Origin of the sequence: Enterobacter sp. RIT637 (assembly GCF_019718755.1) — a bacterium.
Taxonomy (GTDB): domain Bacteria; phylum Pseudomonadota; class Gammaproteobacteria; order Enterobacterales; family Enterobacteriaceae; genus Enterobacter.
Genome location: NZ_JAIHAZ010000006.1, coordinates 231,062 through 244,147, shown reverse-complemented (window position 1 = coordinate 244,147; position 13,086 = coordinate 231,062). Strand labels below are relative to the sequence as shown.

Sequence of the window (13,086 nt, the reverse complement as noted above, 5' to 3'; positions counted from 1 at the left end):
CATAGGGTAGCTGCCCAGCTCCAGCTTCGCCGGTGGCTTCAGGTTGTCGGAATACTTGTTGATGGTCGAGTTCCACATGTAGGTGCCGCCCCATTCGCCCTGGATCCACGGCTTCATCTCGTACATGTTGCTCTTACCAAACGACGCGTAGTATTTGGTATCCGGCATCACGTGGCTGTCCACCAGCTTTTTGTAGGTCTGGAAGAACTCCACCCACTGCTCTTTGGAGTAGCTGAATTTTTTGGTTTTCTCGTCCACCGCAGGGATGTTGTACTTCTGGATCATGTACGAGTTCAGCAGCGCCAGCGTGTCCTGATGCTCCAGCACGACCGGGTAGTACTGCTTGCCGAGCTTGCTCTCGAACGCCTTGCCCGCCGCCATCAGCTCGTCCCAGGTTTTCGGGTATTCCACGCCCGCTTTTTTCCAGGTCTCGTCGTTGAAGTAGAACACGCGCGCGGTCACGGAGATCGGAATGCCGTTCAGCTTGCCGTTAACGGTGGTGGACTGCAGCTCTTTCGGATCGAACTGCGTCAGGTCGATGACGTCCTTCATCTTGTTCAGATCGTAAAAGCCGTCGCCGGTTTTGGAGAAGATCGGCAGCCAGTTCCAGTTGGTCTGCATCACGTCCGGCTCGGTGCCGCCTGCGATCTGAGTCGTCAGGCGTGAGAGATGTCCGTCCCAGCCGGTGTACTCCGCCTTCACGTTGATGTCGGGGTTCTGCTTGTGGAACTCCTCCAGGGCTTTCAGGGTGACCTGGTGGCGACCGTTGCCGCCCCACCAGGACATGCGTAAATCAACGTCTTGCGCCATCGATGGCAAAGCGGTAAGGCCCAGAGTCGCGGAGATTGCTGCGCTTAAAAGCACTTTTTTCATTTTTATCACTCCATCAGAGAGAGAGGTTCTGTTCAGTTTTTGCGTCAAAAATATGACACTTGTTCATGTCAAACGTGAAGTACACCTTGCGGTGAAGGCCTTTATCAATCATTGGCTTAGCTTCATCGGAAGGAATTCGGGCGGTCAGTTCGTAGTCCGCGACTTTCAGGTACACAAAGAACTCGTGGCCCATGTTTTCCACGCGCACCATCTCGCCGCTGCAGCCACCGTTCGGGAACGGCTCGTCGGAAAGGGACACGAACTCCGGGCGCACGCCGTAGAAGACCTCCTGACCGGCGTAAGCGGAAACTTTCTCCTGCTTCTCCGCGTTCAGCGGCATGGTTTCATTGCCGATGGCGATGTGCAGCTGCCCCGCTTTTTCCACCAGCAGGCTTTTACGAATGTTCATCTCCGGCGCGCCGATAAAGCCCGCCACGAACATGTTCTTCGGCTTGTGGTAGAGGTTATCCGGCGTATCTACCTGCATGATGTGGCCGAGCTTCATTACGCAGATGCGGTCGCCCATGGTCATGGCTTCGGTCTGGTCGTGGGTGACGTAGACGGTGGTGGCCGGTTTACCGGAGGCTTTCAGCTGCTTGTGCAGGTCAGAAATACGGATTCGCATCGAGGCGCGCAGCTTGGCGTCGAGGTTGGACAACGGCTCGTCGAACAGGAACACGTCCGGCTTTTTCACAATCGCACGGCCCACCGCCACGCGCTGCGCCTGACCGCCGGAAAGCTGGCGCGGCAGGCGGTCGAGCAGATCTTCCAGCTCGAGGATTTTCGCCGCTTCGTTCACCTGAGACTCAATCTGATCTTTCGGCAACTTGCTCAGCTTCAGGCCGAAGGCCAGGTTCTCGCGCACCGTCATGTGCGGATAGAGCGCGTAGTTCTGGAACACCATCGCAATCCCACGCTCCTTCGGCGCGAGATTGTTCACGATCTTATTGCCGATACGCACTTCGCCGCCGCTGATGGTTTCCAGCCCGGCCAGCATGCGCAGGGTAGTGGATTTGGCGCAGCCGGACGGCCCGACAATCACCATAAACTCCCCTTCGGAGATGGAAAGGTCGATAGCATGTACCGCTTTGAAGCCGTTGGAGTAGACCTTTTCCAGTTTGTTGAAGATTACTTCAGCCATGATATTTCCCTCTTAACCTTTAATTCCGCTGCTGGTGACGCCCTGTACGAAGTAGCGCTGTGCCAGGAAGAAGACGATGATGGATGGCAGAATGGAGATGCTCGCCATTGCCAGAATTTCGTTCCACGGCGCACCTTCGGTGACGTCGATGGACATTTTCAGCGCCAGTGCAATCGGGTATTTATCCACGCTGTAGACGTAAATCAGCGGCCCGATAAAGTCGTTCATCGACCACATGAACTGGAACAGGGCGACGGAGATAATGGCCGGTTTCAGGATCGGCACCACCACGTACCACAGCACCTGGAAGGAGTTACAGCCGTCAATTTGCGCCGCTTCCTCCATGTCACGCGGCACGCCGCGCAGGAACTGGATCAGCATAAAGACGAAGAACCCCTGCGTGGCGAAGGCCAGCGGCAGGTACAGCGGCATATAGCTGTTGAGCATGCCCATTTCACGGAACATCAGGTACTGCGGGATCAGCAGCACGGTGCTGGGCAGCAGCATGGTGGTGATGAGCGTGGCGAACCAGAATTTCTTCCACGGGATCTCGAAGCGGGCAAAGCCGTACGCCACGATGGTGGAGGAGATAATGGTCAGGATCACTTTCGGGATCACATACTTAAAGGTGTTCAGCATGTAATGGCCGAAGTTATATTCGGTCCCGGTTTTCCAGCCGTTCACGAAGCCGTCCCAGGTGGCGTGCGCTGGCCACAGGCTCAGGGTGGTGAAGATCTCGTGGTTCGGTTTGAACGAGGCCGAGAACATCCACACCAGCGGGTAGAGCATCAGCAGGCCGACAATCAGCAGGATCGTGTAGCGTATACCGGCGTTGATTTTCTCTCTGCGCAGCGTGCGGGCGACTTCGCGCTCTGCAACGCTTCTTGCCGTGGCGAGTTCCTGAATATCAGCCATTTTTGCCTCCTTTATCGGCGGAGTAGAACACCCAGTATTTCGACGACTTAAAGGCGATACCGGCAAAGACGGCCACCACCAGGAACAGGATCCACGCCAGCGCCGCGCCGTAGCCCATATCGAAGTATTTAAACGCGGTGTCGTAGATGTAGAGTGAGAACAGGTAGGTCGAATAGGTTGGCCCGCCGCCGGTAATCACGTACGGCCCGGTAAATTCCTGGAACGCCTGGGTGGTCTGCATGATGAAGTTGAAGAAGATCACCGGCGTAATCAGCGGCACGGTCACTTTCGTAAACATCTGCCATTTGGATGCGCCGTCGATCATCGCCGCTTCATACTGCGATTGCGGAACGTTTTGCAGCGCCGCCAGGAAGATGACCATCGCAGAGCCGAACTGCCAGACGCGCAGCAGGGTAACGGACATCAGCGCCAACGACGGCTCGCCGAGCCAGTTCACCGGGTCGAAACCAAACACGCCGATAAAGCTGTTCAGCAGGCCATCAATGGCAAACAGCGCGCGCCACAGAACGGCAATGGCGACGGAGCTGCCGAGGATGGACGGAATATAGTAGGCGGTACGGAAGAAGCCGATGCCGCGTAATTTGAAGTTAAGAACAAACGCAATCCCTAATGCGAACGCGAGCTTCAACGGGATGGTTAAAAATACGTAAGCAAAGGTCACGCCCATGGATGTCCAGAAGAGCGTGTCTTCGGTAAACATGTAGCGATAGTTCTCGATGCCGTTAAACACCGGCGGACTCATTAAATCGTAATCCGTAAAACTGAGGAAAAACGATGAAACAAAGGGGAAGGCGGTAAAGAGTATCAACCCGATGATGTAGGGAGATATCCACGCTAACCCCAGCAGCTTGTTTTCATTCATACATACCTACCTGGCGATCAATGGTTAAAACGGAATCTGGTTTGTTACAACTTTCTCGCGCTTGCCCTGCTCAGCATGAGAGGAAATATGTCAGGTGATGTGTTGGTATTTGCTTTTTACACTATGTTTTATAAGGATTTTATTGTCATTGCCCTAATGCATTATGGTCAGGTTTCAAAACTTACGAACCGGTGTTCTTGAATACTAAAACAACGTTTTATTTTATATTATTGCTATTTATTTCTGCGTCATTCGCTTAATGATGGAAATGTGATCGGTGTCGAAACGGTGTTTCAATAAGGTGATGAGGGTGGCATTTTTGCGCTATTTCACACAATCGCACCCGGCAGCAAGGAAAGGAGGGGGAAGAAACCGAATGATTAATAAGAACAATACCGCTTAGAAACTTCCTACTAAATCTGATAGTCGGTCTCCAGATAGATCAATCTGGCGTTCAGATTATTCTTACTTTCTTGTATCATCCGACCACTGCAACCAATCAGGCAGAATTTACTGCACTCCAAAAAGAAGAACGGTTATGTCAGCGATGGATTTCAAGAAAAACACGGACCTCGATTTTCCCCGTTATGCCACTCCGGCGGTAAGCACCAAAGAGATAGATCTCCTGGGATTGTTAGACGTACTTCTGGCGGCCAAAAAACGTATTGTGACGATCGTCCTGGCGTTCGCCGTGGTAGGGCTGGCGATTGCGTTTTTAATCCCGCAAAAATGGACCAGTAAAGCCGTGATCACACCGGCCGAGCAGACGCAGTGGAACACGCTGCGCCAGATGATGGTGACTTTGCAGGTGCTGGATGTCGACGCGAAGGTGAGCCATGGAGACGTGTTTAACCTGTTCATCAAAAAGTTTCAGTCGCAGTCGCTGCTCGAAGAGTACATGAAAACCTCCCCGTACGTGATGTCTCAGCTGGAAGGCACCGAGGTAGACCCGCTGGAGCTGCATCGCGCGGTGGTGAATATTGCTGAAAAAATGAAAGCGATAGATAACACGCAGGTTAAAGACGCAGACAAAGCGCCGTATACCTCATGGACGCTGAGCTTTACCGCCCCGACGGCGGGAGACGCGCAGACGGTTCTGGAAGGTTACATCAACTATATCTCCCGCATTGTTGAGCAGGAGACGATGGAAAATATCCGTAACCAGATCACGCTGAAAACGAAAGTCGTTCAGCAGCAGCTGGAGCTGGATCGCGTGCGTCTGACCAATATCCACAACACCAACTTGCAGCGCCTCAACTATTCGCTGGAAGTGGCGAACGCGGCAGGCATTAAGAAGCCGGTTTACAGTAACGGACAGGCGGTAAAAGACGATCCTGACTACTCCGTGGCGCTGGGTGCTGACGGTATTGCGCAAAAGCTGCAGATTGAAAAGAATCTGAAGGACGTTTCTGAGCTGAATGCGGATTTCCAGAACCGTGAATACTATCTGGCTCAGCTGCAAAAACTGTCTGTGGAAGACGTGAAGCTTGAACCCTTCAAGTATCAGCTTTCACCGTCGCTGCCGGTGAAAAAAGACGGTCCGGGTAAAGCGCTGATTGTGCTGCTGGCGGGGATTCTGGGCGGACTGTTTGCCTGCGGCAGCGTGCTGCTACGTGAGGCAATGCTCTCGCGCAATCCGCTGCCAGAGCCGATAACAGCCGTAACGCCAGCAACCGAATAAATACGATATTAAAAAAGGCGCTGATTCAGCGCCTTTTTTTACTTCAGGAAATCGTCTCGCACCGGCGTAAAGGTATCCAGCAAGGTGCCGGGCTTCAGGCAAACGCAGCCGTGCATCACGTGCGGCGCTTTATAGAGCGTATCGCCCGCCGTCACGATCTGCTTTTCTTCACCTATCGTAAATTCGAACTCCCCGGAGAGCACATAGGTAAGCTGTTCATGCGGGTGATTGTGCATCGGGCCAATCGCACCCTGCTCAAAATTGACCTCCACCGCCATCATCTTTCCATCGTGCGCCAGAATACGCCGCGTCACGCCATTGCCCAGATCCTCAAGCGTGGTCTCTTTGTGGAAAATAAACATCTCTCCGCTCCGCTATGTAATGAAACAATGTTTCATTTAACTTATCGCACCCTGCGATAAAAAGAAATGACGCGACAAAGAAGTGGAAACAGGATCACAAGTTTGCTTCACTGGCAGAAACACATAAGGAGAGATGCATGAAAACGATCGGCCTGTTGGGTGGGATGAGCTGGGAATCGACCATCCCCTATTACCGCCTGATAAATGAAGGGGTGAAACAGCGTCTGGGTGGCCTGCACTCTGCGAGCCTGCTGCTGCACAGCGTCGATTTCCATGAAATCGAAGCCTGCCAGTCGAGCGGCGAGTGGGATAAAGCCGGGGAGATCCTGGCGCAGGCGGCGCTGGGGCTGGAGCGTGCGGGGGCGGAAGGCATTTTGCTCTGTACCAACACCATGCATAAAGTGGCGTCCCATATCGAAAACCGCTGTTCGCTGCCGTTCCTGCATATCGCGGATGCGACCGGTCGCGCGATTCGCGCATCCGGGATGTCCCGCGTGGCGCTGCTGGGCACGCGCTATACGATGGAGCAGGATTTTTATCGCGGTCGTCTGAGCAGTGAATTCGGCATTGAAAGCCTGATCCCGGACGAGGCTGACCGGGCGCGCATCAATCAGATCATCTTCGACGAACTGTGTCTCGGCACCTTCAGCGAAACGTCCCGCGCGTACTACGCCAGCGTTATCGAAAAGCTCGCCCGGCAGGGCGCGGAAGGGGTAATCTTCGGCTGCACGGAGATCGGTTTGCTGGTGCCGGCCGAGCGAAGCGCCATTCCGGTGTTCGACACCGCGGCCATTCACGCCGCCGATGCCGTCGAGTTTATGCTGTCATAGGGCGTTTTGTAGGTCAGGCAAGCGAAGCGCCACCTGACGCGCGTGCTCGGTCAAATGCCCGGTGAACGCGTCCACCAGCGCCGAAGCCGGACGATGCAGGGGGCGAATCAGGCTCACGGTGAAGGGAACGGACACGCTAAACCTGCGGATGACGATCCCGCTTCCGGCATAGTCCAGCGCCGTGAGGGGATTGACGACCGCTACCCCCACGCCCGCGCGCACCATAGCGCATATTGACGCCGCGCTGTGCGTTTCCACTACCATCCGCCGTTTCACCTGATGTTCAGCAAACAGCGAATCCAGCAGCTGACGGTAGCTGTCGGTCTGGGACAGGCTGATGTAGTTTTCCCCGTGAAAATCTGCAGGCGTCAGCACGGCTTTAACGGCGAGCCGATGTCCGGCGGGCAAGACGCAAACTTCGTCTAAAGAGAGCAACTCCGTGCGCTCGGTACCTGCGGGTGTGGCGAGCGTCTCCGTCAGGCCCAGATCGTGGCGCTGGGCGGAAAGCCACTCTTCAAGCAGCGGTGACTCCTGCGGAACAATGGTGAGATTGACCTCAGGATAGCGGGCCAGAAACGGCTGCAGCAGCGTCGGCAGAAACGACTGGGAAAAGACGGGCAGGCAGACGATGGAAAGCTCGCCCTGACGAAACTCCCGCAAACTCTCCGCCGCGCTGACGATCCTGTCCAGCCCGTACCAGGAGCGCTGGACTTCTTCGAACAGACGTAATCCCTGCACCGTCGGGTGGAGCCTGCCGCGGGCGCGTTCAAACAGCTTCAGCCCCAGCACCTTTTCAAAGCGCGCCAGCTCGCGGCTGACCGTTGGCTGCGAGGTGTGCAGCATCTGTGCGGCTTCCGTGAGATTGCCGGCGGTCATCACGGCGTGAAAAATCTCGATGTGGCGTAGGTTAACGGCGGACATAGGGCACCTGAAAGCGGGTGAGGGTTCCATATCATTTTTGCATAGACTCTGGATAAAGCGATATTTTTTATTCCCTTCGTTTTGTGGCGTAATCATAAAAAAACCGATTCATGCCCCGGAGATAACCATGCCACGCCCGCTGAACCAGACTGATACTGATTTGAACGCCGATAACCTGCTGCGCCTGCCTGCCGAATTTGGCTGCCCGGTGTGGGTCTACGACGCGCAGATCGTTCGCGAGAAGATCGCCGCGCTGCATCAGTTCGACGTGGTGCGCTTTGCTCAAAAAGCCTGCTCGAATATTCATATTCTGCGCCTGATGCGCGAGCAGGGCGTGAAGGTCGACTCCGTTTCGCTGGGCGAAATCGAGCGCGCGCTGGCGGCCGGGTTTGATCCGAAAGCCGACGGTGACGCAATCGTCTTTACCGCCGACGTGATCGACGAGGCGACGCTGGCCCGCGTGCATGAGCTGCAGATCCCGGTCAACGCCGGCTCTGTGGATATGCTGGAACAGCTGGGTCAGGTATCTCCCGGCCACCGCGTCTGGCTGCGCGTGAATCCGGGCTTTGGCCATGGCCATAGCCAAAAAACCAATACCGGCGGCGAAAACAGCAAGCACGGCATCTGGTATGCCGATATGCCCGCCGCGCTGGAGGTATTGCAGCGTTATAACCTGAAGCTGGTGGGCATTCATATGCACATTGGGTCAGGTGTGGATTATGGTCACCTTGAGCAGGTGTGCGGTGCGATGGTGCGCCAGGTTATCGACTTCGGACAGGATCTGGAGGCGATCTCCGCAGGCGGCGGTCTCTCCATTCCTTATCGCGAAGGGGAAGAGGCGATCGATACCGATCACTATTACGGTCTGTGGAGCGCAGCGCGTGATCAAATTGCCGCGCATCTTGGTCACGCGGTGAAGCTGGAAATTGAGCCGGGTCGTTTCCTGGTGGCGGAAGCCGGTGTGCTGGTTTCGCAGGTACGTAGCGTGAAAGAGATGGGAAGCCGTCACTTTGTGCTGATTGACGCAGGCTTTAACGATCTGATGCGTCCGTCTATGTACGGCAGCTACCACCACATCACGGCGCTCGCTGCGGACGGTCGCGATCTGATTAACGCGCCGCGCGTAGAAACCGTCGTGGCGGGACCGCTGTGCGAATCCGGCGACGTGTTTACCCAGCAGGAGGGCGGCAAAGTGGAAACGCGCGCGCTGCCTGAAGTGAAGCCGGGCGATTATCTGGTGCTGCACGACACCGGGGCGTACGGCGCGTCGATGTCCTCAAACTACAACAGCCGCCCGCTGCTGCCGGAAGTGCTGTTTGATAACGGCGTCGCGCGACTGATTCGCCGCCGCCAGACCATTCAGGAACTGCTGGCGCTAGAACTTATCTGAGTAAAATACGGCCCCGTTGTCACCGAGTCGCGCAACACCAGCGTGCCGGTAAACGGCGGGATCGCTTCGACCGGCTGGTTTTTTGCCAGCCGGATCGCCTGATCGATCGCCGTGACGATCATGCTGTCAATCGGCAGATACACCGATGAGAGCGCAGGCTCCAGCCATTTTGCGCTCGGCGCATCGTCAAACCCAAACAGCGAAATATCCTGCGGGATCTTCAGCCCGGCCTGGTGTAATGCTTTGGACGCGCCCAGCGCCATATCATCGTTACAGGCAAACAGCGCGCTGAACGGGACCTTTTCCCCAATCAACTCTTTGCACAACTCATAGCCGCGCGTCATTCCCGCGTCGCCGTACTTAATCCGCCGTTCGTCCAGCCGAATGCCGTGCTTTTCCAGCGCCTTGCGGTAGCCCATCAGACGCGCTTTTCCGGTTGGGGTATGGATCGGGACGGTGATGCAGGCGATCTCCCGGTGGCCCTGGCTTATCAGGTAATCCACCGCCTTGAAGGCCGCATCCTGCTGTTCGAAGAAGACGCAGCGATCCGCCGCCTGGCTGACCTCGCGGTTGATCACCACCAGCGGGGTCTGCACCCTGTTCATCAGCTTGATGATCGCCTTTTCGCTCATGTAGCGGGTGTACAGCACGATGGCATCGCACTGGCGATCCGCCAGCATCTGTACCGCCTGCTCTTCCTGCTCCGGCGCGTCGTGACCGTCGGTCACGATCAGCTGTTTACCGTGCGTTTCGGTCTGTCGGGAGGCCTGCTGCAGCAGGCGGCCGAAGTAAAATCCGTCGAAGGTGGAGACCACCAGACCAATGCTGTTGCTGGTCTGGTTGGCGAGCGAGCGCGCGAGAAAGTTTGGGCGGTAGCCCAGCTCTTCCATCGCCGCGAACACCTGCTGACGCGTACTCTCTTTAACCTGACCCGTGCCGTTCAGCACGCGCGAGACGGTGGCCTTAGACACGCCCGCACGCAGTGAGACATCCAGCATTGTTGCCATTCGAAATTCCTGCTTCCACGTAATGGCATGCAGTTTAACACAGACCATCCGGCGCATAAGCGACGCGGGAAGGGCAAAACGCCCACCAGGATCACGCTTTTCGGTAACGATCCATCGGGTCAGGACAAATGCCTGTAAGTGGTATGCCAAATCAGTCATAAATCATAATCTGGAATACCGGACGTCGCGTTGAGAGCTTAATCACAGAACAAATCGGGGCGTGAAGCTATTTTTGGTATGCCAATAGTATCCGGCTGTACACCTTATTCAATAAAAGCCCTTTTACTGAGGTATTACCCTATGGCATTACAGGAAAAACTGATCGACGCTCTGGGCAGTTTTGCCACCAAATTCAACAGCTATCGCTACATCATGGCGATCAAGTCTGCCTTTATTACCTTAATGCCGGTCATCATCGTTGGGGCATTTTCGGTGCTTATTTCCAACATGGTGCTGGATCCAAAAAATGGCCTGGCGAGCTTTGAGTCTTTGTCATTTCTCGCTGCGCTAAAACCGATTACCAGCGCGCTTAATTACGCCACGCTGAACTTCCTCAATATCGGCGCGGTGTTCCTGATTGGGATTGAACTGGGGCGTATTAACGGCATTAAATCGCTGTTCCCCGGCCTGCTGGCGGTGATTTGCTTTATCTGCGTCACGCCGACCACCGTAGAGATGCTGGTGGACGGCGAAATGCACGTGGTGAAAGACGTGCTGCTGCGCCAGTTCTCCGATACCCGCAGCCTGTTCCTCGGCATGTTTATCGCCATTCTGTCGGTTGAGATTTACTGCTGGCTGGAGAACCGCAAGGGGCTGAAAATCAGAATGCCGGACACCGTGCCGCCTAACGTGGCGGCGTCGTTCTCCGCGCTGATCCCGGCCATTATTACCACCACCGCCATTGCCACCTTTGGCTTCGTGTTCCACCAGCTTACCGGCATGTATCTCTACGACGCGGTTTATCAGGTGGTGCAGCAGCCGCTGGAGCGCGTGGTGCAAAGCCTGCCGGGCATTCTGCTGCTGATGTTTGTCGCCCAGCTGTTCTGGGTGATCGGCATCCACGGCAACCAGATGATCAAGCCGATCCGCGAGCCGCTGCTGCTGGGGGCGATCACCGTCAACATGAGCGCGTTCGAGCAGGGCAAAGAGGTGCCAAACATTATCACCATGCCGTTCTGGGATGTGTACATGAGCATTGGCGGCTCAGGGCTGACTATCGGCCTGCTGATCGCGGTGATGATTGCCACCAAACGCAAAGAGATGAAGGAGATCGCCAAGCTCTCCATTGGTCCTGGCCTGTTTAACATCAACGAGCCGGTGATTTTCGGTATGCCAATCATGCTCAACCCGATCCTGGCCATTCCGTTCATTATTACGCCGCTGGTGACGGGCTCCATCGGTTACTTTGCGACGGTAACCGGTTTTGCCGGCAAAGCCGTGGTGATGGTGCCGTGGACCACGCCGCCGCTGATTAACGCCTGGCTCTCTACCGCAGGCTCGATGGGGGCGGTGATCACCCAGCTTATCTGCATTGTGACGGCGGTGATTATCTATCTGCCGTTTGTGAAAATTGCCTCACGCCGTGCGGAGCAGGCCGCGTTGAAGCAAGCCACCGATAACGTATGAGGACGTGATGAGCACAAAACAGATTACGATACCGCAGGATTTCATTCTGGGCGCGGCGGCATCGGCCTGGCAAACCGAGGGCTGGAGCGGTAAAAAACCGGGTCAGGATTCGTGGATCGATCTCTGGTACAAGAACGATCGTCACGTCTGGCATAACGGCTACGGCCCGGCGGTGGCGACCGATTTTATCAACCGCTTTCGCGAGGACGTGGCCCTGATGAAGCAGGCGGGGCTGACGCACTACCGCACCTCCATCAACTGGTCGCGTTTTTTGACCGACTATGAAAACGCGACGGTGGATGAAGAGTACGCCGCGTACTACGACGCGCTGTTCGATGAGATGCATCGTCAGGGCATCGAACCGATGATCTGCCTGGAGCATTACGAGCTTCCTGGCGTGCTGCTTGAAACCTACGGCGGCTGGGCGTCGAAGCATGTGGTTGAGCTGTTTGTCCGCTACGCGGAAAAGGTGTTTGACCGCTACCACGGCAAAGTTACCCGCTGGTTTAGCTTCAACGAGCCTGTCGTGGTGCAGACCCGCGTTTACCTGGACGCGCTGCGCTGGCCGTATGAGCAAAACACCGGTACGTGGATGCAGTGGAATCACCACAAGGTGCTGGCGACGGCGAAGGTCGTGAAGCTATTCCGGGAAAAGGGGTATGACGGCTCCGTTGGCTGTATTCTCAACCCGGAAGTGACCTACCCGCGTTCCCGCGCGACGCACGACGTGCGGGCGGCGGAGATGTACGATCTGTTTTATAACCGCGTGTTCCTCGACCCGCTGGTGCACGGCTGCTATCCGCAGGAACTCTTCACCCTTCTTGAGCGGCATCGGGTTGAATGGGACTACACGGCGGAAGAGCTGGCGCTGATTGCCGATAACACCGTCGACGAGTTGGGCATCAACCTCTATTACCCGCACCGGGTGAAAGCGCCTTCCCGCGCCTGGCACCCGGAGACGCCGTTCCACCCGGCGTACTACTACGAGCCGTTCGAGCTGCCGGGGCGGCGGATGAACAGATCCCGCGGCTGGGAGATTTATCCGCGCATTATCTACGACATGGCGATGCGGATTAAAAAGGAGTACCGCAATATCGACTGGTTCGTGGCGGAGAGCGGTATGGGGGTTGAAAACGAAGCGCAGTTCCGCAACCGTGACGGCACGATTGATGACGCCTATCGCATCGACTTTATCAGTGAACACCTTTACTACGCGCTGCGGGCGCGCGAGGAGGGGGCGAACTGCTGCGGCTATATGCTCTGGGCCTTTACCGACAACGTCTCGCCGATGAACGCCTTCAAAAACCGCTATGGGTTAATTGAAATCGACCTCGAAAACAACCGCGCCCGCCGCGCGAAAAAATCGGCTACCTGGTTCCGTCAGCTGCGCGATGAGCGCGTGCTGACGCTCAGCGTTGACGATGAATGGAAGTAGGCATTCTGATAAAATAGCGCAC

12 protein-coding genes are annotated in these 13,086 nt (G+C 55.9%); 5 read left to right on the top strand and 7 right to left on the bottom strand.

Annotated elements, in window-relative coordinates; all coding sequences use genetic code 11:
- The 4 genes from K5E19_RS12305 to K5E19_RS12290 form a co-directional block, all read right to left on the bottom strand.
- On the bottom strand, nucleotides 1-873 hold an 873-nt coding region (locus tag K5E19_RS12305; RefSeq protein ID WP_221551446.1), incomplete at its 3' end, for an ABC transporter substrate-binding protein.
- Between the two features lie 13 nt (nucleotides 874-886).
- Complete coding sequence (locus K5E19_RS12300) at nucleotides 887-2,014, bottom strand: ABC transporter ATP-binding protein (RefSeq protein ID WP_221551445.1); 1,128 nt, start codon at nucleotides 2,012-2,014, stop codon at nucleotides 887-889.
- Nucleotides 2,015-2,026: 12 nt separating this feature from the next.
- Complete coding sequence (locus tag K5E19_RS12295) at nucleotides 2,027-2,929, bottom strand: carbohydrate ABC transporter permease (protein ID WP_221551444.1); 903 nt, start codon at nucleotides 2,927-2,929, stop codon at nucleotides 2,027-2,029.
- On the bottom strand, nucleotides 2,922-3,812 hold the full coding sequence (locus K5E19_RS12290) for a carbohydrate ABC transporter permease (RefSeq protein ID WP_010435175.1): 891 nt from the start codon (nucleotides 3,810-3,812) through the stop codon (nucleotides 2,922-2,924). The genes K5E19_RS12295 and K5E19_RS12290 overlap by 8 nt, the downstream gene beginning before the upstream one ends.
- Nucleotides 3,813-4,350: 538 nt before the next feature.
- On the opposite strand from K5E19_RS12290, the gene wzz(fepE) reads away from it, so the two are divergent.
- Nucleotides 4,351-5,493, top strand: a complete 1,143-nt coding sequence (gene wzz(fepE), locus K5E19_RS12285; RefSeq protein ID WP_221551442.1) for an LPS O-antigen length regulator Wzz(fepE) — start codon at nucleotides 4,351-4,353, stop codon at nucleotides 5,491-5,493.
- A 38-nt stretch (nucleotides 5,494-5,531) separates the two neighbouring features.
- On the opposite strand, the gene K5E19_RS12280 is transcribed toward wzz(fepE), so the two are convergent.
- Complete coding sequence (locus K5E19_RS12280) at nucleotides 5,532-5,855, bottom strand: cupin domain-containing protein (RefSeq protein WP_042715918.1); 324 nt, start codon at nucleotides 5,853-5,855, stop codon at nucleotides 5,532-5,534.
- Between the two features lie 137 nt (nucleotides 5,856-5,992).
- On the opposite strand from K5E19_RS12280, the gene K5E19_RS12275 reads away from it, so the two are divergent.
- Nucleotides 5,993-6,685: an aspartate/glutamate racemase gene (locus K5E19_RS12275; protein WP_221551441.1), complete on the top strand. Its 693-nt coding sequence runs from the start codon at nucleotides 5,993-5,995 to the stop codon at nucleotides 6,683-6,685.
- Here the strand turns inward: K5E19_RS12275 and K5E19_RS12270 are convergent.
- Complete coding sequence (locus tag K5E19_RS12270; RefSeq protein ID WP_221551440.1) at nucleotides 6,680-7,606, bottom strand: LysR family transcriptional regulator; 927 nt, start codon at nucleotides 7,604-7,606, stop codon at nucleotides 6,680-6,682. The genes K5E19_RS12275 and K5E19_RS12270 overlap by 6 nt on opposite strands.
- A gap of 127 nt (nucleotides 7,607-7,733) precedes the next feature.
- On the opposite strand from K5E19_RS12270, the gene lysA reads away from it, so the two are divergent.
- The gene (gene lysA / locus K5E19_RS12265) at nucleotides 7,734-8,996 is read left to right on the top strand and encodes a diaminopimelate decarboxylase (RefSeq protein WP_221551439.1); all 1,263 of its coding nucleotides are present in this window, start codon (nucleotides 7,734-7,736) and stop codon (nucleotides 8,994-8,996) included.
- Here lysA and K5E19_RS12260 read toward each other — a convergent pair.
- Nucleotides 8,966-10,003 carry a LacI family DNA-binding transcriptional regulator gene (locus K5E19_RS12260; RefSeq protein WP_221551438.1) on the bottom strand — a complete coding sequence of 346 codons (1,038 nt, stop codon included), beginning with the start codon at nucleotides 10,001-10,003 and terminating at the stop codon, nucleotides 8,966-8,968. The genes lysA and K5E19_RS12260 overlap by 31 nt on opposite strands.
- Nucleotides 10,004-10,303: 300 nt before the next feature.
- Between K5E19_RS12260 and K5E19_RS12255 the strand changes: the two genes are divergently transcribed.
- Both K5E19_RS12255 and K5E19_RS12250 read left to right on the top strand, forming a co-directional pair.
- On the top strand, nucleotides 10,304-11,629 hold the full coding sequence (locus K5E19_RS12255) for a PTS sugar transporter subunit IIC (RefSeq protein WP_010435159.1): 1,326 nt from the start codon (nucleotides 10,304-10,306) through the stop codon (nucleotides 11,627-11,629).
- A 7-nt stretch (nucleotides 11,630-11,636) separates the two neighbouring features.
- Nucleotides 11,637-13,064 (top strand): glycoside hydrolase family 1 protein, encoded by a 1,428-nt coding sequence (locus K5E19_RS12250; RefSeq protein WP_221551437.1) that lies wholly within the window; start codon nucleotides 11,637-11,639, stop codon nucleotides 13,062-13,064.
- The last annotated feature ends 22 nt before the right edge of the window (nucleotides 13,065-13,086 follow it).